Annotated in this window: 19 protein-coding genes; 6 read left to right on the top strand and 13 right to left on the bottom strand. The window is 41.6% G+C overall.

All coding sequences use genetic code 11. The features are described from left to right. Nucleotides 1–4 precede the first annotated feature (4 nt). Nucleotides 5–583, bottom strand: coding sequence for an RNA polymerase sigma factor RpoE (rpoE, locus tag BCU91_RS10010; protein ID WP_102439239.1), 579 nt, complete (start codon nucleotides 581–583; stop codon nucleotides 5–7). Nucleotides 584–807: 224 nt separating this feature from the next. Here rpoE and nadB point away from each other — a divergent pair, with 224 nt between their 5' ends. Further along, nucleotides 808–2,418, top strand: coding sequence for an L-aspartate oxidase (nadB, locus tag BCU91_RS10005; RefSeq protein WP_076542542.1), 1,611 nt, complete (start codon nucleotides 808–810; stop codon nucleotides 2,416–2,418). Between the two features lie 11 nt (nucleotides 2,419–2,429). Here nadB and BCU91_RS10000 read toward each other — a convergent pair whose 3' ends face one another. The 9 genes from BCU91_RS10000 to rppH form a co-directional block, all read right to left on the bottom strand. Then, a complete protein-coding gene (locus tag BCU91_RS10000; protein WP_102475608.1) occupies nucleotides 2,430–2,861 on the bottom strand; it encodes a protein YgfX in 432 nt (143 codons plus the stop codon). Nucleotides 2,862–2,912: 51 nt separating this feature from the next. Then, nucleotides 2,913–3,161, bottom strand: a complete 249-nt coding sequence (locus tag BCU91_RS09995; RefSeq protein WP_102439242.1) for a succinate dehydrogenase assembly factor 2 — start codon at nucleotides 3,159–3,161, stop codon at nucleotides 2,913–2,915. A 30-nt stretch (nucleotides 3,162–3,191) separates the two neighbouring features. Then, entirely contained in the window at nucleotides 3,192–4,124 is a 933-nt protein-coding gene (gene nhaR, locus BCU91_RS09990) for a transcriptional activator NhaR (protein ID WP_076542538.1), read from the bottom strand. 28 nt (nucleotides 4,125–4,152) lie between these two features. After that, complete coding sequence (locus tag BCU91_RS09985; protein WP_102439243.1) at nucleotides 4,153–4,539, bottom strand: hypothetical protein; 387 nt, start codon at nucleotides 4,537–4,539, stop codon at nucleotides 4,153–4,155. Nucleotides 4,540–4,553: 14 nt separating this feature from the next. Further along, nucleotides 4,554–5,726 (bottom strand): Na+/H+ antiporter NhaA, encoded by a 1,173-nt coding sequence (gene nhaA / locus BCU91_RS09980; protein ID WP_102439244.1) that lies wholly within the window; start codon nucleotides 5,724–5,726, stop codon nucleotides 4,554–4,556. A 501-nt stretch (nucleotides 5,727–6,227) separates the two neighbouring features. Beyond that, complete coding sequence (locus BCU91_RS09975; RefSeq protein ID WP_102531397.1) at nucleotides 6,228–7,079, bottom strand: thymidylate synthase; 852 nt, start codon at nucleotides 7,077–7,079, stop codon at nucleotides 6,228–6,230. Nucleotides 7,080–7,154: 75 nt separating this feature from the next. Then, nucleotides 7,155–7,958, bottom strand: a complete 804-nt coding sequence (locus BCU91_RS09970) for a sulfite exporter TauE/SafE family protein (RefSeq protein ID WP_102439246.1) — start codon at nucleotides 7,956–7,958, stop codon at nucleotides 7,155–7,157. 160 nt (nucleotides 7,959–8,118) lie between these two features. Beyond that, nucleotides 8,119–10,353, bottom strand: a complete 2,235-nt coding sequence (gene ptsP / locus BCU91_RS09965; RefSeq protein WP_102531396.1) for a phosphoenolpyruvate--protein phosphotransferase — start codon at nucleotides 10,351–10,353, stop codon at nucleotides 8,119–8,121. Between the two features lie 24 nt (nucleotides 10,354–10,377). Beyond that, the gene (rppH, locus tag BCU91_RS09960; RefSeq protein ID WP_102531395.1) at nucleotides 10,378–10,896 is read right to left on the bottom strand and encodes an RNA pyrophosphohydrolase; all 519 of its coding nucleotides are present in this window, start codon (nucleotides 10,894–10,896) and stop codon (nucleotides 10,378–10,380) included. 733 nt (nucleotides 10,897–11,629) lie between these two features. Here rppH and mutH point away from each other — a divergent pair. Together mutH and BCU91_RS09950 are read left to right on the top strand one after the other, a co-directional pair. Further along, on the top strand, nucleotides 11,630–12,295 hold the full coding sequence (gene mutH, locus BCU91_RS09955; RefSeq protein WP_102439285.1) for a DNA mismatch repair endonuclease MutH: 666 nt from the start codon (nucleotides 11,630–11,632) through the stop codon (nucleotides 12,293–12,295). Between the two features lie 121 nt (nucleotides 12,296–12,416). Beyond that, nucleotides 12,417–13,493, top strand: a complete 1,077-nt coding sequence (locus BCU91_RS09950) for an adenylate/guanylate cyclase domain-containing protein (RefSeq protein ID WP_102439248.1) — start codon at nucleotides 12,417–12,419, stop codon at nucleotides 13,491–13,493. A gap of 39 nt (nucleotides 13,494–13,532) precedes the next feature. Here BCU91_RS09950 and oxyR read toward each other — a convergent pair whose 3' ends face one another. The 3 genes from oxyR to BCU91_RS09935 form a co-directional block, all read right to left on the bottom strand. Beyond that, nucleotides 13,533–14,438, bottom strand: coding sequence for a hydrogen peroxide-inducible genes transcriptional activator OxyR (oxyR, locus tag BCU91_RS09945; RefSeq protein ID WP_102439249.1), 906 nt, complete (start codon nucleotides 14,436–14,438; stop codon nucleotides 13,533–13,535). Between the two features lie 164 nt (nucleotides 14,439–14,602). Then, a complete protein-coding gene (locus BCU91_RS09940) occupies nucleotides 14,603–14,968 on the bottom strand; it encodes an Hpt domain-containing protein (protein ID WP_076542524.1) in 366 nt (121 codons plus the stop codon). A gap of 190 nt (nucleotides 14,969–15,158) precedes the next feature. Beyond that, nucleotides 15,159–16,079 carry a TIGR01212 family radical SAM protein gene (locus tag BCU91_RS09935; RefSeq protein ID WP_102531394.1) on the bottom strand — a complete coding sequence of 307 codons (921 nt, stop codon included), beginning with the start codon at nucleotides 16,077–16,079 and terminating at the stop codon, nucleotides 15,159–15,161. Nucleotides 16,080–16,594: 515 nt separating this feature from the next. Between BCU91_RS09935 and gltB the strand changes: the two genes are divergently transcribed. From gltB to BCU91_RS09920, 3 genes are all read left to right on the top strand, one after another. After that, nucleotides 16,595–21,043, top strand: a complete 4,449-nt coding sequence (gene gltB, locus BCU91_RS09930; RefSeq protein ID WP_102531393.1) for a glutamate synthase large subunit — start codon at nucleotides 16,595–16,597, stop codon at nucleotides 21,041–21,043. Between the two features lie 6 nt (nucleotides 21,044–21,049). After that, the gene (locus BCU91_RS09925; protein WP_102531392.1) at nucleotides 21,050–22,462 is read left to right on the top strand and encodes an FAD-dependent oxidoreductase; all 1,413 of its coding nucleotides are present in this window, start codon (nucleotides 21,050–21,052) and stop codon (nucleotides 22,460–22,462) included. 205 nt (nucleotides 22,463–22,667) lie between these two features. Beyond that, complete coding sequence (locus BCU91_RS09920; RefSeq protein WP_102439253.1) at nucleotides 22,668–23,360, top strand: 5'-methylthioadenosine/adenosylhomocysteine nucleosidase; 693 nt, start codon at nucleotides 22,668–22,670, stop codon at nucleotides 23,358–23,360. The last annotated feature ends 45 nt before the right edge of the window (nucleotides 23,361–23,405 follow it).

The raw sequence follows: 23,405 nt of genomic DNA, 5'->3' as shown, positions 1-23,405 counted from the left end.
ACTGTTACTGTTCCAGCAAAGGCTGGAGTTTTTTATCGATTGATTCCCGTGCGCGGAAGATCCTTGATCTCACCGTCCCAACAGGACAATCCATGATATTGGCAATATCCTCGTAACTCATACCATCGAGTTCTCGTAATGATATTGCAATTTTCAATTCTTCTGGCAACGTTTCTAACGTTTCAAAAATCACCCGATTAATTTCATCTGATAACACCAAGCGTTCTGGTGAAGCAAATTCCTTTAATGCATCGCTGCCTTCGTAGTATTCAGCTTCTTCGGCGTCAACACTGTTAGCCGGTGTTTTTCTGCTCTGAGAAACCAAATGATTTTTTGCAGTGTTTACTGCAATGCGGTAAAGCCAAGTATAAAAAGCACTTTCACCCCGAAAGTTGGGTAATGCACGGTAAGCTTTAATAAAGGCTTCTTGTGCAACATCTGCTATGTCCGCTTGGTTTCGTATGTATCTCGAAATTAAGCTCATTACCTTATTTTGGTATTTTTGGACTAGCAAATTGAAGGCGTTTTTATCACCACGCTGAACACGTTCAACTAACTGTTGATCACTTATTTGTCCACTCATCCGAGCCGACTACTCCTAAATCTATAATACTGATTTCTCAGTCGCTCGAATCATATTCACATTAAAGTAGACTCGCATGCTTTGAAAAAGTTCGATATTGAATGAAAAAAAATTAATTTAATTAAAAAATTAGCGATTACCCCATCTAATAGTAATGTCTAAGTACCCAAAAAAGCGTAATTGATTTACCATTGAGGAACATATTAAGTACTCCATGATACCTTATGAAACAAGCAGTTGAACACCAGTCTGATATTTTGGTTATAGGTAGCGGTGCAGCAGGATTAACACTTGCCCTGCATCTAGCTGAAAAGTCTAAAGTTATTTTACTTTCTAAAGGCCCTTTGGCGGAAGGTTCGACTTATTATGCCCAAGGTGGAATCGCATCTGTATTCGATGAATCGGACACTATTGAATCACATGTTAACGACACGCTCATTGCTGGCGCAGGACTTTGTGACAAAGAAGTGGTGACTTACACGGCTGAAAATGCCAAAAAGTCGATGCAATGGTTAATTCAATGCGGTGTGGCATTTGATAAAGAAGAAACTGACGGCGATCAAAGCGCAGCACCTTATCATTTGACCCGTGAAGGTGGTCACAGCCATCGACGTATTTTGCACTCTGCCGATGCAACCGGTAAAGCAGTACAATCAACCTTGCAAGAACGCGCAATCGCGCACCCGAATATTAAAGTACTTGAGCGATATAACGCCATTGACCTAATCACCACTCGCAAATTAAACCGCCCCGGTAATCGTGTAGTGGGTGCTTATATTTGGAACCGCGATGCTGAGCACGTTGAAACGGTAACAGCCAAATTTGTTGCTATCGCGACAGGTGGCTGTTCAAAGGTATATCAATATACTTCTAATCCGGATATTGCTAGTGGTGACGGAATCGCCATGGCTTGGCGAGCGGGTTGCCGTATTGCCAACATGGAGTTTAATCAATTTCATCCAACTTGCTTGTATCATGCTGATGCTAGAAATTATCTGCTCACTGAAGCATTACGTGGTGAGGGCGCATATTTAAAACGACCTGATGGTAGCCGTTTTATGCCTGAATTTGATGAACGCGCGGAACTTGCTCCCCGTGATATTGTGGCAAGGGCAATCGATTATGAAATGAAGCGCTTGGGTGCTGATTGTCTGTATTTAGATATCAGCCATAAACCCGCTGAATTTGTCATCAAACATTTTCCCACGATTTACAGTCGCTGTTTAGAATTTGGTATTGATATCACCACCGATCCCATCCCTGTGGTGCCTGCAGCCCATTACACCTGCGGCGGCGTCATGACAGATTTGCATGGTCAAACTGATATCAATGGCCTATATGCCATTGGTGAAGTAGCCTACACCGGCTTACATGGTGCCAACCGACTGGCCAGTAACTCCTTATTAGAGTGCTTGGTTTTTGCTAGAGCTGCTGCTCAAGATATTGAAAGCTTGCTTGAAAAAGTGCCGACACCCGGGCCTGTGCCACTCTGGGATGAAAGTCAGGTTAGTAACTCAGATGAAGAAGTGGTCATTGCCCATAACTGGCATGAACTGCGTTTATTCATGTGGGATTATGTAGGAATTGTTAGAACCGATAAACGCTTGGAGCGCGCGCTACGCCGCTGCGCATTGTTACAACAAGAAATTCAAGAATATTATAGTAACTTCAGAGTCAGTAACAATTTACTGGAATTGAGAAACTTGGTTCAAGTAGCTGAGTTAATCATTCGCTGCGCCATGGAAAGAAAAGAAAGTCGTGGCCTACACTATAATGCCGATTACCCAGAGCAAGTCGATAATCCAAAGCCAACTATTTTACAACCTGAACGATAGCGTTAAGATTATTAACGCTTTTGATATGCGATTAATTGACGACACAGGTTTCGGTAACTGCTGTCGTCAAGCATGTCGCTCCAGACAATTAATAACTGCCTTTTTCCCCGAGTTGCAACTCCCCGCTCATCTAAAACGTCAAGTTCAATAAACATCACTGCAGCAAATACAGTGACTATTGAACTGCGCCATAATTGAAATTCTTGCCCTTGGGATAACTTACCTTTACTTGCATCAAGTAAAGAAAATTGGCAACGCCAATGCCTTAACGCCAACAGATGAGCGACAAAAAAAGCCAGATACGAGATAAGAATAAAATAGAATGCCAGTTGATAAGCCCAGTGGCGATAATCTGGCCAAAGAATAAAGCTGCTTAAACACACACAGAGCAATACAATATGTGATAAAAATTGATTAAATGAAGCGCTTAAGCTGAAATGCATCAGTTAAGCACCTTCATCTTTTGCAGTAAGCTCATATCGCTATAAACTAGCTTATGGTTGAGGGCGACCACGAACCGTAACTATCATGTCAGCCATAGCAGCATCAGGGCAAACTTCATGCCCCATAAACCAAGCAAATAACTCAGGGTCTTCACAGGCTAATAAATCAATGAAGGTTTGCTTATCTTTATCAGCTAAAGCTTGGTAATGTTGCTCTACAAAAGGTTGAAAAAGAACATCTAACTCAAGCATCCCTCTTCGACAAGCCCAGCGCACTCTTGCTATATTCATTAATTCCAATGTACTTCTCCTAACATCTCTTCGGATACTTTATAGATGTTGCAAACTTCGATGCTCAACATCTTGAACTTGTGGATCAACACCAGCAAACAAATCATTAAAGTCTGTTTCTAACAAGCGTTGAACCGCAGGGTGTTGAATCATCCTCTCAGCAAACATGACATGATACTCTTCTTTAATATCAGTGGTTTCACCCAGTAATACCATGCCTTGGGAGAGTATATCATGACGATAAATAGAGGGAGCAACAAATATACCGCGCTTAAACAAACCAAATGCTTTCATCATAGCTGCATCATCAAACTCACCTAAAATACTCACATTAAGATTTTTTTCAGCAAACCAGCGATGTAACTGTTGCCCAAGGGAAGTACGCTTGCCTGGGATCAGTAATTTCTCTTGCTCAAGACATGCTGGAAAGTCAGCAGAGGGCTTTGATGAAGAGAAAAAGCTAATACCGCACTCGCCTAACTTTTTGGATAAGATTTCAGGGTATTTAAGTGATACGCCAGCACAATCAGATAAAATCATATCTAATTTATGTTCACGTAACCTTGCTATCAGGCTTTCATGGGTTGATTCATAACAGCTCAAATGCATTGAACCGTCACTTGGGATCACTGTCAGTAAAACGCGACTGGCTAAGGCTTTAGACAGGGCATCAGCAATACCCACTTCAAATAACACTGAGTCATCTTTTTGATAAGAGAGTAAATCGATCATTTCGTAGCTTAGACTAAACATCTTATCAGCATAACGAAATACGATTTCACCAAGTTCGGTGGATTCAAGGTTGCGGCCGACACGTTTAAATAGACTGCCATTGAGGCGTTCTTCTAAAGCGCGAATTTGACCTGTGATAGTTTGCGGGGCTAAACATAAAGCGACGGCAGCCTTGGCTACCGTCCCTTTCTTTCTAACCATCCAAAAATAATATAGATGGTTATAATTTAAATGTTGCATTCATATAAGCCAGCTAATGAAAGATGACTTATTTTAGTCTCTGACAGTTCAACAAGCTATCAATTAATATCGACAACTCATTTAGGTCATTGATGTTTTTATTGGCCGTTTGTTCTTGAATGGCCAAAACAATATCTGCCTTGTCAGGGACTCTTTCTGCACAAAAACTGCGGTTAGCCTCTTGATAGCGTTTACCTGCGCGGTATTTAAGCGCTCGAGACTCATAGCCACTATCAGCGTCTAATCGGCTAGCAGAAGCGTCGTCGTGGTACATCAATGCACCATCAACCACACCATCTAAGTAACTTTTACACTCGCTTGATTCAACATCCTTTTGACAAACATTGAATGACGTTGCTTGGGCAGGAACAACGGCCCCAATAGCAAAGGCTAACATTAGCAGTTTAAGTTTCATTTAATCACTCCAGCTTATTTTGCTTCAGTTTTAGGAAGCACCTTGTTTAACCAGAAATAACCCACTAATGCAGCTAGCATTGAACCGGTTAAAATACCTAATCTTGCAAAATCACCATATTGATCAGGTGCACCATCAAAGGCAAGCGACGAAATAAATACTGACATAGTGAAACCAATACCAGTCATCACTGCCACAGGGATAATTTGACTCCAGCCAATTCCTGGTGGTAATTCAGCTAATTTTAGTTTTACCGCAACATAACTAAACAGTAATACACCTACAGGCTTACCTAATAGTAGGCCTAAGATAATACCGATAGTTACTGGCTCAACTAACGAGGTTACGCTCATACCTGCAAGTGATAAGCCTGCATTGGCAAAGGCGAATACGGGTAGAATGAAGAAGGTGCTCCAAGGGTGTAGGCTATGCTCTAAATGCTCAGATGGTGATGAGCCGTCTTTAGCCCGCAATGGAATACAGAACGCAATAATCACACCTGCTAATGTGGCATGTACGCCAGATTTAAGCACTGCAACCCATAAGATCAGACCAAGTAAACCGTAAGGGATCAGTGAGCTGACACCTTTGCGGTTCAGAGCAACCATTAATACAATTGAAATAGCTGCAACAATCAAGCTTACCATCGATAAATCAGCACTGTAAAATAGTGCGATAATGACGATTACGCCCAAGTCATCGATAATGGCTAATGCAAGTAAAAAGACTTTCAATGCCACCGGAACACGGCTACCAAGTAGCGCCATGATACCGAGTGCAAAGGCAATATCAGTCGCAGCTGGAATTGCCCAGCCCACTTGAGTCACAGGATCTGAGTAGTTGAACGCTAAATAAAATAACGCTGGGAACAACATACCACCAATAGCAGCAAAGGTAGGTAATGATGCTTTTGAAACGCTTGAAAGCGCACCTTCTAGCAGTTCACGTTTAACTTCTAAACCAATTAGTAGGAAGAATAACGCCATAAGACCATCATTAATCCACAACAGTAATGGCTTATCTATATCCAGTGAACCGATACGTACTTGGACTTCTGTATCAAGAAAACCACTGTATAAACCCGCTAATGGCGAATTTGCCATTAACATCGCCAGCACTACAGAGATCATCAAAATGATACCCCCTGCAGATTCTTGACTTAAGAAATTCTTAATTGCACGTTCCATAATTTTCTCCACAAAAAACAATTAATTCGAGTCTAGCGGAATTATTCAAACAATCATAATCGTTAGTTTGGGTCTTATATGTCGGGATTTCCGAGGTATTAAACAAAATAACACGAACAAGATCACATTTAAGTGTATTAACGTGAGCCCAAATTGCCAACATATCGCTTTTTTAAGCTAATCAATTACCAACAAGCTTCTTGAAAAAAATATCAACTGCTGAATAAAAATACAATCAGCTAAATTAATTAATCTTTTATTTACAATACTCTGCAAAATTATTATCACAAGCATTATTAACTAACATTGTCTTTTTAGTCTTAAAAAGCAACTTAGCAATGAGGCTGTTTTGCATACACTGTCCCCATAAAATCATTAAAGGTTAGCTGTTATTTTCATTATCGGGTTTAAAAATCGTCGATACTTTACGCAGTAGAAGACAATGGCTTTGGTTTAGATGTAAACCAAAGCCATTGGGTGAAATGATGGCTGAAATGTGATTTATACGGAGAAGGGATACTTAATTGCTTCGTGATGTTGGTAACCAATCACTTCAAAGTCATCCATGGTGACCCAAGTTTCCAAGTCACGTAAACTTTTTATATCAGGATTAATATTCAACTGTGGCGATGGGAATGGATCACGGACAAGTTGCTCAGTTTTCATCAATTCAAGTTGATCTTCATAAATGTGCGCATTGATGATCTTGTGATAAGCCAGACCTGGCTTATTTCCAGTGATCTGCGCCATTAGTGCTAAAAAGGTGTACACCTGAATTTGATTAAAGTTAAGCCCCAAAGGCACATCACATGAACGCTGATAGCTTGTTAGGTAAAGGGTATCACCGAGAAGCGAAAAAGTATGAGTATGCATACAAGGTCTTAAGCAGCCCATGTCAAACTCACCAGGATTATAGAAAGTGATAATCTCACCACGATCGTCAACCCCTTTAGATAAGTTTTCGACAATTTTAGCAAGCTGATCAACGCTTCCACCACAAGGTTTTTGCCAGCGTCTTCCTTGCACTCCGTATACTCGGCCCATATCATCCTCACCTTTGCGGTGTGGATTGTTTAACCAACTTTGGTTGTCATTGGCGTTCATATCCCAGGTTTTAGTGCCGATGGCGCGAAAATCAGCGGCATTATCGTAACCACGAATGTAGCCAATAAGCTCAGCAATTGCAGCCTTCCAGAAGCTTTTACGAGTCGTAATAATGGGAAATTGATTATTGGCAACATCGTATTGTAAATCTGCATTGATCACCGTTAAACAGCGCTTACCTGTACGTTTATTTTCAATCCAGTGGCCGTTTTCAACGATGTGGTTGCAGAGATCTAAATACTGACGCATTTTATTGTCCTATTATTAAAACGTTTATTATTTGCAGAATATTAATTATCAAAACTCGTGGCTAGTGTAATTTTTTTAAGCAGAAAGCGCGAGCTTTAAACCTATTACCATCAGCAAAACTGCGAATATCTTTTTCAGTATCGGCGTTGGCCAAATACTGGCGGCCTTTACCCCTAAAGGTGCAATAAGCATAGAGGTAATGATGATCCCCACTAATGCGGGAATATAAATATAACCGACTGTCCAAGTGGGTAAGTCAGTGGCATTTAATCCGGCAATAACATAGCCCGCAGTACCCGCTATCGCGATTAAAAAACCTGTTACCGACGCAAAGCCAACCGCTTGACGCATTTGTAAACCGCAATAGCACAAGAAAGGCACCAGCAGTACCCCGCCGCCAATGCCCATTAAGCCGGCAACAACAGCTATTAGCATTGAAACGATAAACATCAGCTTAAAACTTGGCACTTTCGCTACGGCTTTGGGTTTTAATGGAAATGCCATTTGTATTGCCATCACTGTGACAAATATCGAGAAAGCCTGCTGTAATACATTGGCTGCTATTTGTTCTGAGATAAAAGCCGATGCTAACGCACCAACCACAATACCCGGCAACATGGGCTTAAAAAGCTCCCAAGGGATATTACCGTGTCTATGATGGGCAATAGCAGAGCTAAACGAGGTCATAATAATTGAGGCTAACGAGGTGGCAATGGCTACATGGGTGAGTTGGCTGGACTCTATGCCTATCCAGGGCAGTAAATAAATCAGTGCCGGTACAATAATAAGCCCGCCACCTATGCCTAACAAACCAGCAAAAAATCCAACCACTGCGCCTAATAACAAGCAAAGTGAAAAAACTAACAATATATTGTCCAACGTACAGCCCTAACAATGAAAAATGTGTAAATTGACTTAGCCAAGTTGCTTTTATCAACTTGTTTAATTAACTAACTTTGCTTCAGTATTTTTATTTCAACTTGCTGATTTTAAATTACTGATTTGAAATTACTGCAATAAGCGTCACGTTGGCCTGTCATTAGTCTAAAATCGACAGCAAATTACGCTGTTGCAAATATTGATTCAATAATTGCCTGACTTGCTCACCATTAGACAAGCTTAATACCTGATCTAGTAATCGCTCAAGTTCAGCTTTGTTAATCCGTCTAAGTAGATAGTTTATCCGCGCAATACTGCCTTGGTTCATACTGAGTTTTTCGTAGCCCATAGCCACTAACAATAACGCGCCCATGGGCTCGCCAGCAAGTTCACCGCAAATACTGGCATCAAGCTGAAAACGGTTACAGTCAGTAATAGTCCATTTTAGCGCCCTTAATACGCCAGGGTGAAAACTATCAAATAATGGACTGACACTGGGGTTATTTCTATCCACCGCAAGCAAATACTGGGTTAAGTCATTACTACCTACAGAAACAAAATCAACTCTTTTAGCCACATCTTCTAATTGGAAAAGCAAAGATGGGACTTCAAGCATTACCCCTATTTTAGGTTTGGGTATTTCTCTTGCGAGCTCTTCAGTCAGCTCTGAATATGCCTGTTCTAGGTAAAGTAATGTTCGATCGATTTCGTCTAAATTACTGACCATAGGCAACAATATCTGCAATTGTGAAGAGTCAGCATTGGCTGTCAACATCGCGCGTAATTGCATTAAAAACAGTTCTGGGTGATCTAAAGATAAGCGGATGCCACGCCAGCCTAAAAAAGGATTATCTTCTGTGATAGGAAAATAAGGCAATGGTTTATCACCGCCCACATCAAGGGTGCGCATCACCACAGGTCTGTCTCGCGCTGCCGATAGTACTTGTTTATAAACTTGAACTTGCTCAAGTTCACTGGGAAAGCGTTGATGCAGCATAAAGGGAATTTCAGTGCGGTACAGTCCAATACCATCAGCGCCTTCTGCCATATCGGTGCTTAAACCACTTAATAAACCGGCATTCAAATAAAGCTGTATTCTTTGACCGTCTAAGGTTTCAGCGGGTAAGGATCTTTCAGCAGAAAATTGTCGTTGCTGGGCTTTACTCTCAGAAATTAAGCAAAGATATTCATGAATAATGGCATCAGATGGCGAAATTAATAATTGGCCGCTATTGGCATTTAGCACTAACTTTTTGTTGTCAACATCTGCAGATAAAACCTGATCAACACCAACAATTGCTGGCACACCCAAGGCTCTTGCCAATATTGCTGCGTGGGCATTTACCCCGCCAAGTTCTGTGACTATTCCTGCAAGTTTTCCTCGAGGAAACTCTGCTAATAATGTGGCATCAACCTCTTTCGCCACCAGTATGACCGGTTTATCAGGTGCGAGTTCTAATTTGTCTGGTTCGATTAATTGGCGTAAAACTTTTTGGCCTAATTCACGAATATCACTGGCCCGCTCTTTTAAATACGGGTCTTCCATCGCGATAAACTGCTCAATATAGCGTTTAGACACCCGGCTAACGGCAGATTCGGCTTGCCAACCTAAATTCACTTCCCGTAGATACTCGCCACCAAGACTGGCTTCACCTAACAGTAATTGTAAAGCAGAAAAAATAGAGGCAACATCATCTACATTTTCACGGTCAAAACGTTGGGATAAAGTGCTGATAATATCACTACAGCGTTGCATAGCAGCTTTTAGACGCTGAATTTCTGTTGCTAAGTCTGTGGCTTGTTCTTCGGGCTGATCGAGAGAGATAGCACCACCAAGCACAAAGCCATCAGCAATGGCGATACCTTTTGACGCTGAAGTACCTTTGAAGACGACTTGTTGTTGAACATTACTGATCGCAGCTTTGTTTTTCAAATTACGTACCACAACCGCTAGTTGGGCCGCCAAAGTCATCAAAAAGGCTTCTTCATTTTCACTAAACTGTCTCGGCTGCGGTTGCTGCACCACAATGACGCCGACAACCTGTTTTTGAAAGATTATAGGTACTGCCAGAAATGCGCGGTACTCTTCTTCTTCAACTTCAGGAAATAGTTTAAATCTGGGGTGTGATTTTGCATCGGCAAGGTTAACAGCTTCTTCTTTTTCTGCCGCTAAGCCCACTAAGCCTTCAGATAAAGGCATTTTGACACGATTGATGGAATTAGGTGCAAGGCCCTCTGTAGCAGAAAGCACCAATTGTTGCTGTTCAAGAATATAAATAGAACAGCAGTGCGTTTGCATTGCCAACTTGGTTTGGGAAACCAATAATGACAATGCCGTCTCTAAGCTATTAGCACTGGCGACAGACTGTGTAATATCCCTAAGCGTATTTAGCACTGCTTCACATCCTTTTTTGATCAGCTAATTTCTATAACGGCCTCTTTTTCGGCTAGGCTCGCGGCCTTGAAATGCCAATGTAATAGAGGAAAACTCCTTCATAACTTTACGGTAAACATCACGCTTAAAAGAAACGACTTGTCTGACTGGATACCAATAATTCACCCAACGCCAATCATCAAACTCTGGATGACCACAGGAATTCAAATTAATCGTGTCGTCACTGTCTTTCAGTTGTAATAGATACCACTTTTGTTTTTGACCAATACAAACTGGTTTACTTTCTTGCCTAATTAACCTCTTAGGCAAACGATATCTCAGCCATGAACGTGTTGACGTTAAAATTTGCACATTTTCAGGTTTAAGACCGACTTCTTCATACAATTCTCGGTACATGGCTTGTTCTGGGGTTTCACCATCATCTACACCGCCTTGAGGAAATTGCCATGAATGTTGTCCAAACCGTCTGGCCCACATTACTTGACCATATTTGTTACAGATAATAATGCCCACATTTGCGCGAAAGCCGTCGCTATCAATCACATGGACTCCAATTTCACTACAAATTAATGACTAGATTGTTTCATAAAGCTCGCCTACGGGCAAACGACTATTTCAATAGAACACTTGGATAAAATAAGCCCTTAGCAACTTTTATCAACAGATGATGACCTTAGTTATCATTATTATCCACAAAATCTGTGGATATCTCTGTTTGAAACTCTAAAATAACTCTAAACAGGCCAAATTACAGTGACAACCACTGTCGTTAACAAAACCAAATCAACAGTAAAAAAACAAACCAATACAACAACTTGACCTTTTGCAGCATTGTTAACTTATAATTAAACCACACAAGAGGTCACTTTTTAAACAGCAAAGGTAATTATTAATTGTGGCCATACAGGCGAAATAAGTTATACACAAAAAACAACATATTTATTTTATAAATATCAAAATAAAGCTATTTTTCACCATTGACTGTCAAAAAAATATCCGCTAAGCATAAACAAATTAAAGTTATTCATTCATTCTGTGGATAAGTGTGTGTGAAATAGTGGAGCAAAAGGAGTGTAACTTTATAAAATGGTCAAACAAACTCACCAACATTCATAAAAGTCGTTAATAAACAGAGCGATATATTACTGCAAAACCTTGGATAACTTTAACCTGCCAAGGCGCTCAAAAAACAACCAGCAGTTGTCATTTTAAAATAATAGATAAAACAGTACACTTTAATACACGCGAACTTTTAAAAGTAAGACATTGCTCCATGATGAATACCCCACCAAACTCAATCGATGAATTGATGCAAAGAGCCTATGACATGGCTGGTGTCAGTTTAGGTGACATAGCAAAAGAGCATGGCGTAAACGTGCCAGAAAACTTAAGAAGAGACAAAGGCTGGGTAGGACAACTGATTGAAATGGAGCTAGGGGCAACGGCAGGCTCAAAACCACAGCAAGACTTTCTTCATTTGGGGATTGAGTTAAAAACCATTCCAATTGATAAACAGGGTAAACCAATAGAAACAACCTATGTCACCGTTGCCCCACTGACCAATATTCAAGGGCTCACTTGGGAAGACAGTGTGGTTTATCATAAATTACAACACGTGCTGTGGATCCCCATTCAGGGTGAAAGAAGTATCCCTGTCGCTGAGCGAAAAATAGGCTCACCAGTATTATGGCAACCCAATCAACAACAATATGTCCAGTTAAAGCAAGACTGGGAAGAGATAATGGAATTAATCGCCATAGGAAAAGTAGAGCAAATCACCGCTCGTCATGGTGAAGTATTACAACTAAGACCAAAGGCAGCCAATAGCCAAGCATTAACTGAGTCAATTGCCGAAGACGGTCTGATTAAGCTCTCTAATCCCCGAGGTTTCTATTTAAAGATCAACTTTACCCACCAAATACTAACAAATGCATTTAGTTAGCGTTACAAACTGTAAATATAAAGGCTTTTTATTAAAACTATTGTAAATACCACTATGACAAGTATGGGAATTTTCTATAAACTAGCCTGTCTTAAAATATCAACGGACTCGATATAATCCTGTGAAAGTACGTCGTCAGACAAGAAAGCTATTATTTGCGATTTTAGCATGGTGTATTGCCATGAGCGCATTTGTCTTTTTCCGATATTCACAAACTCCTGATTTACCTCAATGGGCCATCGGAAAAATAGACTTAGCAACGCTAGCTATTTTTATGGGCTTCGTATTCGGCTGCCTGCATTGGATGTCTAACCTTATTGCCGATTTTAGCGCCATCAGCCGCCTGCCCTATATTTTTTCAGTCATATTTAAAGGCCTATTTTTACTACTCGGTGCCATGACGCTGGCTTATGTCACCCAATTTTTAAACATGTGGGCCATAGAAAACCATTTAGTATCACTAAGGCAAATGCTTACTGCGCATATTTTATACAGCCCAGCATTTCAGGCCTTAGTGATTTATCTCGCCGTGGTACGCGTCGGCTTAGCCTTTATTGAACAAATGGCGCTACTTGTAGGCCCAAGAGTGTTACTTAACATAGGTTTAGGTAAATACCACCAGCCACGTTATGAACACCGACTATTTTTATTTGTGGATATGGTGTCATCTACCGCTCATGCAGAAACATTAGGTGATTACCGTTTCAGTCGTCTAATCCAAGATAGTTTTAGCATGCTGGCAGATACTGTAACCAATAATGAAGCTGAAATTTACCGTTATATGGGTGATGCCGTATTAATTCATTGGCCGTTAGATGAAGGTGTTAAAGAAGATCGCTGTATGAATATCTATTATGAATTCAGCCAACAGTTAAACTGGCATCGCGCTTACTTTGAAGAACATTATGGTTTTGTACCCAAATTTAAAGCTGCTGCCCATTGTGGTCAGGTTGTCGCTGCCGTAGTTGGCGTTCATAAGCAAGAAATTAGCTACTTTAGCGATGTACTCAATACCCTCGCAAGGCTTCAAGATCAGTGTAACCCTTTAGGTCAGAGAATGTTGATCTCCGGTGAAGTCGCCCACCGTTTAGAACGTCAAACCAGCCAATACGATTTAACTGATTTAGGTGCAATGATGCTAAAAGGTAAAAAACACGAAATTGAAGTATTTGGTGTAGCTCCGAAAATAACCCCTTAATGAAACAACACCAAACAAGATAAACCGTTGCCAGCTTGATTACTGCTTTTGCAATAAGCCTTCTAGCATCAAGCCTAAGGTTCTAAAGGTTGAAATACGACTAGTGGTTTGTCGCCAAACCAATCCAATATCACGATATGGCGCTTCACCAGGCGGTGTCATAATCTGAAGTTCAGTGTCATTCAAAATACCAGCATCAATGGCCATTTGCGGTAAAAAGGTCGTTCCTAACTTACTATCCACCATTTGCACCAGAGTATGTAAACTCGTGGCGGCAAAGGGGTTAATCTTAGCACTATTGCCTAATTGGCAAGCCGTAATCGCATGGCCAGTAATACAATGCTCACTTTGCAGTAAGAAAATACTTTCATCGGGCATTTGTTGATAATCAATAGGCACATGGATCCCATTAGATAGTTCCTGATGAACCACCATTTTGAACGGGTCAATGCCCACTTTCATACTATGAAAACCTGTAGTATCCACAGGCAAAGCTAAAATAAGTAAATCCAGCTCACCTTTTCCCAGTGATGCTAACAAACTTTCTGTGGTGTCTTCCCTTAGCAATAAACTCAATTGGGGATAATCAGCTTGGCACTGTTTTACCACTCGACTCAATAAAAAAGGCGCTATGGTCGGAATACAACCTAAGCGGATTTCACCTGTCATTGGTTCACCTTGGTTTTTGACTAATTCGACAAGATCATCAACATCCGTCAATAATTTTCTCGCTCTATCAACCACCTCTTCACCAATGGCTGTGAACATAAATGATTTATGATCACGCTCGATAAGCTGATATCCCAATTGCTCTTCAAGGTTTTGAATCCCACTTGAAAGAGTCGACTGACTAACAAAGCAAGACTTTGCCGCTCGGTTAAAGTTTTGCTCTTGATGCAAATTCACTAAATAAAATAGATTTTTAAGGCTTGGCAGGTTTTTCATTTAATCGATTACCATAAGATGATGTCATTTAAATAATGAATTAACTAAACATAAATAACAATAAATTAAGCTGGATCTAGTCCGCATAATCAGCAAATTTAATGCTGTTACTTTTTTAAAGGCAAAAAAAAGCCCCTTGCGGGGCTTTTAAAAGTCAAAAGCAATTAAGCTTTTGCTTCTAAAAATTCTTTTAATTGCTGTAGATCTGAACCTGCATGCTCAACGATTTGACCTAACCATTTATCATGCTCAGTATCCCAAGCTGGCTCTTCGCCATGTTGAACAAGCTGTGCAAATTGCTGAATACGCTTTAATCCAACAGAACCTGCAGCACCTTTAAATTTATGCGCTTCAGCACAAAGGGTATCTTTGTCATTCGCTTCATTCGCTTTAATGAGGCTTCCTAAATATTCAGGCATTAGCTGCTCAAATAACACGACACTTTTTAATAAAGTTCCAGCACCAATAGCACTACAATATTGCTCTAACGTATTGAGATCCAATACAGACTCTAACTCAACTGTGGCCATCTCGGCACCTCTTAATCAATTCATAACTTTAAAATTGAATTTATAATACTCGCTAAAATCCCCTATGCAACTAAACAAGGCTTTTCAAGTCTAATTTCTGGCAAATGAGCACAGTATTTTAACAAGCTGTTAAAAAAACTTTATAAAGTAAGTGAATAAACTTTCATAAATTGCAGTTAAAGATTGAGTTTTAGTTTTTTTGGGCTGACAAATAGTGCCCTTGTCCACCGTTAGCCGCTAAATTTTGCACGATAGCCACTAAGCCTTCCCATCGATAACCGCACCAATCAGGCGCCAGTAATAGCGGTTTTTTAGCATAAGCTGTGACTCTGTGAAAAATAATATCTTTAGGTGTATGACGAATAAGCTCACTGGCATAGTTGGCGTAGTCTTCTTTTGTGAGTAATGCCATCCCTTTATGACGCCATGCCTTAGCCATTACACTCCCTTCTACTATATGTAATGGATGCAGTTTAATGCCATCAACTCCGGTTTCAATGACACTGTTCAAACTGCGCAAGTAATCACTATAGTCTTCACCGGGCAAGCCAAGGATCAAATGAGCACAGACTTTAATGCCACGTTTTCGAGCGCGCTGCACTGTATCTTGATAACAAGCAAAGTCATGACCACGGTTAATGCGCTTTAAGGTGTCATTTTTTGAAGTTTGTAAGCCAAGCTCAAGCCAGACTTCAGTCCCCTTATCTTGATAACTGACTAACAAATCTAAAATATCATCTGGTACACAATCCGGGCGGGTACCAATATGTAAGCCAACAATATCTGAATCTTTAATGGCCTCATCATACTTCGTCTTTAGCACCTGATACTCATCATAGGTACTCGTATAAGCCTGAAAATAAGCAATATATTTGGCACTATCATTTAGCGAGCGCTGCTTACCTTGCTTTAATTGCTCAGAGATACTGGCTTCAGTGCCTTGCTCATAACTAAATGACGACACATTACAGAAAGTGCAGCCGCCTTTACCTAAGGTTCCATCTCGATTTGGGCAAGTGAACTTAGCATCAATTGTCAGCTTTTTAATTCTGCCGCCATATTGCTGCTTACATACTGCACCGAAGGTATTTACAAAATCATCTAAACCCACAATTGCTCCTGACGGCAAAAAGTGGCAGACAATACAGGCTCTGACAGATAAAAACTTAGTGCCACATCAAAAAAACAGTAAATAAATCGATTAATTTATATTCACACAGTGACAAAGGGCACATTTTTGAACTTGGCAGTTACAACTCTTAGTCAAATTAATTGAATAAATAATCATTTAAGGCAATTTACCTGTTCAAACTGTACTTGAAAATAAATTCACTATCCATAAATCAATATCAATCAACACCAAATGTTAACCAAAAGTAAAAGTGACAATTTTGTAATTTTAAAATTCTTTTTATTCATAAGGTTATACGAACAAAAAAACATCTTACGTTAACGTAAGGTAGCTTTTTTATAACATTTGTAATAACAGTAACAATTCATTTTGTTGAGTAATTTAAGTTTGACCTTTATCCATTATCAAGCTAATTTGGGTGGTTCGGGTGCATATCTATGAGAACTTCTCCGCATTATCCGAGTCGTATTAAGTTAGGTTTAGGGAGTTTTTGTATGAGCTTATATCATCCCAGTTTTGAGCGGGACAATTGTGGATTTGGTTTAATAGCCCAAATGGATGGCGATGCTAGCCATCGTATTGTCCGTACTGCTATTCACGGTTTGGATAGAATGAAACACCGTGGCGGGATAGCATCAGACGGTCGCACAGGTGATGGCTGTGGACTATTAATGTCGATGCCGAAAGACTTTTTTGCAGCCATTGCAACTGAAAATGATTGGCACCTTAGCCGCAAGTTTGCAGTGGGCATGCTATTTCTCAGCCAAGATCCAGTCAAAGCTGAAACCGCAAAAGCCATTTTAGAAAAAGAACTCCAGCGTGAAACCTTAAGTGTTGCCGGTTGGAGAAAGGTGCCTGTAAACCCTGATGTACTGGGTGAGATTGGCCGCACAAGCCTGCCACAAATTTACCAAGTGTTAATTAATGCCCCTGTGGGCTGGCGTGAAAAAGATTTAGAACGTCGGCTTTATATGGCCAGACGCCGTCTTGAACAGCAAATCATCGATGATAGCGACTTCTATGTTGCCAGCTTATCGGGTGAGGTTATTGTCTATAAAGGCTTAATGATGCCTGCAGACTTGCCAGCATTTTATTCTGACTTAGCCGATATTCGTCTCAAAAGCACCATTTGCTTATTCCATCAGCGCTTTTCAACTAACACCTCGCCGAAGTGGCCATTAGCGCAGCCATTTAGATTTTTAGCACATAATGGTGAAATCAATACCATTACCGGTAACCGCCAATGGGCCAGAGCCCGTGCTTATAAATTTAATTCACCGCTATTGCCTGATTTACAACAAGCCGCGCCTTTTGTTAATGAAACTGGCTCTGATTCATCATCATTGGATAATATGCTGGAAATGCTATTAGCCGGTGGCATGGATTTATACCGTGCTATGCGCTTACTTATACCACCAGCCTGGCAAAGTAATCCTGAAATGGATGATGAGTTGAAAGCATTTTATGATTTCAACTCGATGCATATGGAGCCGTGGGACGGCCCTGCTGGCATCGTAATGAGCAATGGCCGCCATGCTGCCTGCGCCGTAGACCGTAACGGCCTACGCCCTTCTCGCTACGTTATAACCAAGGATCGCATCCTAACACTGGCATCAGAAGTGGGTATTTGGGATTATTCTGCCGATGAAGTGGTAGAAAAAGGCCGTGTTGGCCCTGGCGAATTATTAGTACTCGATACCATGAATGGCCGTTTGTATTCGTCATTTGAAATCGATAATGACTTAAAACGTCGCCACCCATACAAAGAATGGATGGCTAAAAATAGCCGCACCTTAAAACCTGCGACCAAAATTGATGCCGCTCAACAAGGCGCCAGTAATTTTAGTGCTGATGTGTTACTTCAGTATCAAAAGCAATTTGGTTACAGCCGTGAAGAGTTAGAGCAAGTTATTTGGGTGCTAGCAAGTAAAGGTGAAGAAGCTACTGGCTCAATGGGTGATGATACTCCAATGGCGGTATTGTCGAAAAAATCTCGCTCACTGTATGACTATTTCCGTCAAAAGTTTGCACAAGTCACCAACCCGCCTATTGATCCATTACGTGAAAAACATGTGATGTCGTTAACCACCTGTATTGGGCGCGAGCAAAACTTATTTTGCGAAACAACCGGCGTGGCTTATCGAGTGATGTTTGAATCACCCGTTTTACTTTTTAGTGATTTTAATCAGTTACTTGGTCTTGATAGCAGTTACTACCGTGCGAATACTATTGATTTAAACTACGACGCCCACGAAAACTTAAAGCAAGCTATCGAGCGCATTACCGATGAAGCTGAGCGTTTAGCAAGAAGTGGCACAACCTTACTAATCCTGTCAGACAGAGCCGCCGCTAAAAATGTTCAAGTGATCCCTGCCGCTATGGCTGTGGGCGCGGTGCAGCAACGCCTTGTTGATCAAAGCTTACGTTGTGACACCAACATTATTGTTGAAACTGCATCTGCGCGCGACCCACATCACTTTGCCGTGCTATTAGGTTTTGGCGCGACAGCGATTTACCCTTATCTGGCTTATGAGTCTATTTCAGCCATGGCAAAGAAACATCAAGTAGAAGATGACAGTATCTTGATGTTGAACTTCCGCCAAGGTATTGAAAAAGGCCTGCGTAAAATCATGTCGAAAATGGGGATCAGCACTGTAGGCTCTTACCGTTGTAGCCAGCAATTTGAAGCCATTGGTTTATCTTCAGATGTAATTGAATTGTGCTTTAAAGGCGTGATTAGCCGTATTGAAGGTGCAAGCTTTGAACATTTAGCTAACGATCAAAAAGTGCTTCATACCGCAGCGTTTCGCGCTCACATACCACTGCCACAAGGCGGTTTATTAAAGTATGTTGAAGGCGGCGAGTATCATAGTTTCAACCCCGATGTCGTCAATACGTTACAGCAAAGTCTTAAAGATCAGGATTACCCTAAATATAAGAAATTTGCAGCGTTAGTCGATGACCGCCCTATTGCGACCTTACGTGACTTAATTGGCATTAAAGGCACAAATGCGGCCATTGACGAGTCAAATGTTGAAGCTGCCGGAAACTTATTCCCACGCTTTGATAGCGCTGCAATGAGTATCGGCGCATTAAGTCCGGAAGCCCATGAAGCCTTAGCCGTTGCTATGAACCGCATTGGTGGCCGTTCAAATTCTGGTGAAGGTGGTGAAGACCCAAGTCGTTTCAATAGCGAACGTAACTCAGCGATTAAGCAAATTGCCTCTGGCCGTTTTGGCGTTACAGCCCACTACCTTGTTAATGCTGATGTATTGCAAATTAAAGTCGCTCAAGGGGCAAAACCCGGTGAAGGTGGTCAGTTACCTGGCCATAAAGTGAGTGTTGAAATCGCTGGTCTTCGTCATGCGCGCCCTGGGGTTACCTTAATTTCGCCACCGCCGCATCATGACATTTATTCTATCGAAGATTTAGCCCAGCTGATTTTCGATTTAAAGCAAATCAACCCTAAAGCTTTAGTGTCAGTGAAACTGGTATCTGAGCCGGGCGTTGGCACCATCGCAACGGGTGTTGCGAAAGCTTACGCCGATATGATCACCATATCAGGTTACGATGGCGGTACTGGTGCCAGTCCAATTACGTCAGTCAAATATGCTGGCTCACCATGGGAGCTTGGCCTTGCGGAAGTGCATCAATCACTGGTTGAGAATGGTTTGCGTCATAAAATTCGCTTACAGGTCGATGGCGGCTTAAAAACCGGTCAAGACATCATTAAAGCCGCGTTGTTAGGTGCAGAAAGCTTTGGCTTTGGTACCGTACCTATGATTGCTTTAGGTTGTAAATACCTGCGTATTTGTCATCTAAACAACTGCGCAACCGGTGTTGCAACCCAAGATAAAAACTTACGTGACAAGCATTATCATGGCTTGCCAGAGCGAGTAATTACTTACTTTGAGTTTGTCGCTCAAGAAGTCCGTGAATGGATGGCAAAATTAGGCGTTGCTAAATTTGAAGATTTAGTCGGCCGTACTGATTGGTTATATGCCCTTGAAGGCCAAACAGCCAAGCAGTTAGGACTCGATTTAGCGCCAATTTTATATCAGCCAAAAGTCGCTGACGGAAGTGCTATAACTTGGAAAGAGTTAAACCCGCCTTCTGATAAAGGTGAGTTAAATCTACAAATTGTTTCAGACACAGCCCAAGCGGTATTAGCCGGTGAGGCGTTAACCAAGCAATATGCCATTAACAATACCGACCGCTCAATCGGCGCGACATTATCAGGTTTTATTGCCACCAACATTGGTAAAGAAGGCACTAAATCACCTATCACACTGCAATTTAACGGCAGTGCAGGTCAAAGCTTTGGGGTATGGAATAGCCCGGGGTTAGATTTAGAGCTAATTGGTGATGCTAATGACTATGTCGGTAAAGGCATGTCTGGCGGTAAGATTATTATCCATCCTCCTGTTGGCAGCCCATTCCAAAGTGAGCGCAGTGCCATTATGGGTAATACCTGTCTATATGGTGCAACTGGCGGCCGAGTTTATGCTGCAGGTCAAGCTGGCGAGCGTTTTGGGGTGCGTAACTCTGGCGCCGTAGCTGTGGTTGAAGGTGTGGGTGACAACGGTTGTGAGTACATGACTGGCGGCATCGTAGTTGTTCTTGGTAAAACAGGGGTTAACTTCGGCGCAGGTATGACGGGTGGTTTTGCTTATATCTTTGATCGCTTTAATCACTTTAGTCGCCGAGTTAATACTGAGCTTGTTGATACCCAAAAACTAGAATCAACAATACAGCAGCAACACCTTAAAGGCTTGATTGAAGAGCATGCAAGCGCCACTGGCAGTGAGCATGCCAAAATGATCTTAAGTGATTTTGAGAACTGGTTAGATTGTTTTGTATTAGTGAAGCCGAAGAACATTGCCGTTGCTGACTTGCTCAAAATTGAGCAAAAAAGCCCGGAACTTGCAGTAAAGGCGGGGTAAATTAAGATGAGTAATGATTTTCAATTTATAGAAGTCGATCGTAAAGATCCAACTAAACACGCCGCTTCGAAACGTTCAACTCAATTTATTGAGATTTATCAGCCGTTTTCTCAGCCTCAAGTGGCTGAGCAGGCAGACCGTTGTTTAGATTGTGGTAATCCTTATTGCGAGTGGAAGTGTCCACTGCATAACTACATTCCTAATTGGCTAAAACTGGCCGAACAAGGTCGTATTCTAGAAGCAGCAGATTTGGTTCATGAAACCAATACCTTGCCAGAAATATGTGGCAGAGTGTGCCCTCAAGATAGTCTATGTGAAGGGGCTTGCACCCTCAATGATGATTTCGGCGCAGTCACCATTGGTAATGTTGAAAAATACATTACCGATACTGCAATCAGCCAGGGATGGCGACCCGATATGACAAAAGTGAAGCCACGCAAAGAGCGCGTGGCAATTATTGGTGCAGGGCCAGCGGGCCTTGGTTGTGCTGATATCTTAAGTCGTAACGGTGTTAAAGCTGTGGTATATGATAAATATCCACAGATTGGTGGTTTGCTGACTTATGGCATTCCATCTTTCAAGCTTGATAAAGAGGTTATGGCCACCCGACGTAGTGTACTTGAAGGTATGGGCATTGAATTTAAAATGGGCGTTACCGTTGGTAAAGACATTCCCTTTCAAAGCCTGCTAGATGGTTATGATGCTGTGTTCCTCGGCATGGGTACCTACACAGCAATGAAAGCTCGCCTACCCGGTGAAGACAGTCAAGGTGTCATTCAAGCACTGCCTTACTTGATTGGTAATACTCATCATTTAATGGGCACTGAATGCTCTGAAAACCCATATTTAAGCCTTGAAGGTAAAAACGTGGTGGTATTAGGCGGTGGTGATACAGCTATGGATTGTGTCCGCACTGCTGTGCGCCAAGGGGCTAAAAGCGTCACTTGTGCTTATCGTCGTGATGAAGCAAACATGCCAGGCTCTCGCCGTGAAGTGCAAAATGCCCGCGAAGAAGGCGTCAACTTCTTATTTAACCGTCAACCGGTGGCAATCAAAGAGCAAGATGGCATAGTCACAGGCATTGAGTGTGTAGAAACTCAAATGGGCGAAGCCGATGAATCTGGTCGTCAAAAAGCTGAAGTCATTGCCGGTAGTGAGCAAACCCTTGAAGCTGATGCCATTATCATTGCCTTTGGTTTCCAAGCCAGCCCTGCAGCTTGGTTTAGCGACTTTGGCATTGAAACCAATGAATGGGGTTTAGTAAAAGCCAGTAAGTTTGACGATAACCCTTTCCAAACAACCAACCCGAAAGTGTTTGCCGGTGGTGATATGGTACGTGGTTCAGACTTAGTCGTTACCGCTATTGCTGAAGGCCGCGATGCAGCTCAAGGGATTTTAAACGCTTTTGAAGACGCATAACTCACTTTTGCAGCCACTGACAAGCCGCGGTCAATAACACAGCTTGGGCTGATTAATAGCAAAACTTGTGATAGCAAAGCTCTTAAAGCGCATCTTTTGATGCGCTTTTTTATTTGCTGAAATTGCTACTACAGTGCTCATTCCCTGTTTGCTTTTGTGCTATATTAGCCGCCATTATTTAAATGAACTGTTTGAGACGCTAATTATGAAAATCGCTATTATCGGTGCAATGGAACCTGAAGTTGCTCACCTAATTGAATCAATGACCAATCCAGTACACTCAACTGTAGCGGGAATCGAATTCGTTGAAGGACAACTTTCAGGTAAAGATGTTGTCGTCACCCGTTCAGGCATTGGTAAAGTCGCTGCCAGCGTTGCAACCACATTAGTTATCAACAACTTTAAGGTTGACGCTGTGATTAACACTGGCTCTGCAGGTGGATTTGTTGACAGTTTAAATATTGGCGATATTGTTATTTCATCTGAAGTACGTCATCACGATGTTGATGTAACCGCCTTTGGTTATGAAATTGGTCAAATGGCATCGCAGCCTGCTGCTTTCATCCCTGATGAAAAGTTAGTCACTGCCGCAAAAGCGGCTATTTCATCATTAGGTGAAGCTAAGGTGATTGAAGGTTTAATCGCCACAGGTGATAGCTTTATTTGCGATCCTGAACGCACAAAAGTGATGCTGGCTAACTTCCCAACTATGGCGGCATGTGAAATGGAAGCCGCTGCGATTGCGCAAGTTTGTCATCAATTTAAGGTGCCGTTTGTTGTCATCCGCTCATTATCAGATAATGCTAACAACGACTCGCCTGTTGATTTTGATTCCTACATTGTAAAAGCAGGTCATTACTCAGCACTAATGGTCATTGCATTACTAAAAAACCTATAAAGAAGCCCAAGGTAATTTAATTTAGCCGTTATTGGCAGCAAAATG

This window comes from Shewanella sp. 10N.286.52.B9 (genome assembly GCF_002873635.1).
Classification (GTDB): Bacteria; Pseudomonadota; Gammaproteobacteria; order Enterobacterales; family Shewanellaceae; genus Shewanella.
The sequence above is the reverse complement of the archived record's forward strand: the minus strand, read 5'-3'. Positions and strand labels throughout refer to the sequence as shown.

Coding starts and splice junctions, on each gene's coding strand:
- rpoE (WP_102439239.1), bottom strand. CDS start 583: ATGAGTGGACAAATAAGTGATCAACAGTTAGTTGAACGTGTTCAGCGT.
- nadB (WP_076542542.1), top strand. CDS start 808: ATGAAACAAGCAGTTGAACACCAGTCTGATATTTTGGTTATAGGTAGC.
- BCU91_RS10000 (WP_102475608.1), bottom strand. CDS start 2,861: ATGCATTTCAGCTTAAGCGCTTCATTTAATCAATTTTTATCACATATT.
- nhaR (WP_076542538.1), bottom strand. CDS start 4,124: ATGCAACATTTAAATTATAACCATCTATATTATTTTTGGATGGTTAGA.
- BCU91_RS09985 (WP_102439243.1), bottom strand. CDS start 4,539: ATGAAACTTAAACTGCTAATGTTAGCCTTTGCTATTGGGGCCGTTGTT.
- nhaA (WP_102439244.1), bottom strand. CDS start 5,726: ATGGAACGTGCAATTAAGAATTTCTTAAGTCAAGAATCTGCAGGGGGT.
- BCU91_RS09975 (WP_102531397.1), bottom strand. CDS start 7,079: ATGCGTCAGTATTTAGATCTCTGCAACCACATCGTTGAAAACGGCCAC.
- mutH (WP_102439285.1), top strand. CDS start 11,630: ATGAATACCCCACCAAACTCAATCGATGAATTGATGCAAAGAGCCTAT.
- oxyR (WP_102439249.1), bottom strand. CDS start 14,438: ATGAAAAACCTGCCAAGCCTTAAAAATCTATTTTATTTAGTGAATTTG.
- BCU91_RS09940 (WP_076542524.1), bottom strand. CDS start 14,968: ATGGCCACAGTTGAGTTAGAGTCTGTATTGGATCTCAATACGTTAGAG.
- gltB (WP_102531393.1), top strand. CDS start 16,595: ATGAGCTTATATCATCCCAGTTTTGAGCGGGACAATTGTGGATTTGGT.
- BCU91_RS09925 (WP_102531392.1), top strand. CDS start 21,050: ATGAGTAATGATTTTCAATTTATAGAAGTCGATCGTAAAGATCCAACT.
- BCU91_RS09920 (WP_102439253.1), top strand. CDS start 22,668: ATGAAAATCGCTATTATCGGTGCAATGGAACCTGAAGTTGCTCACCTA.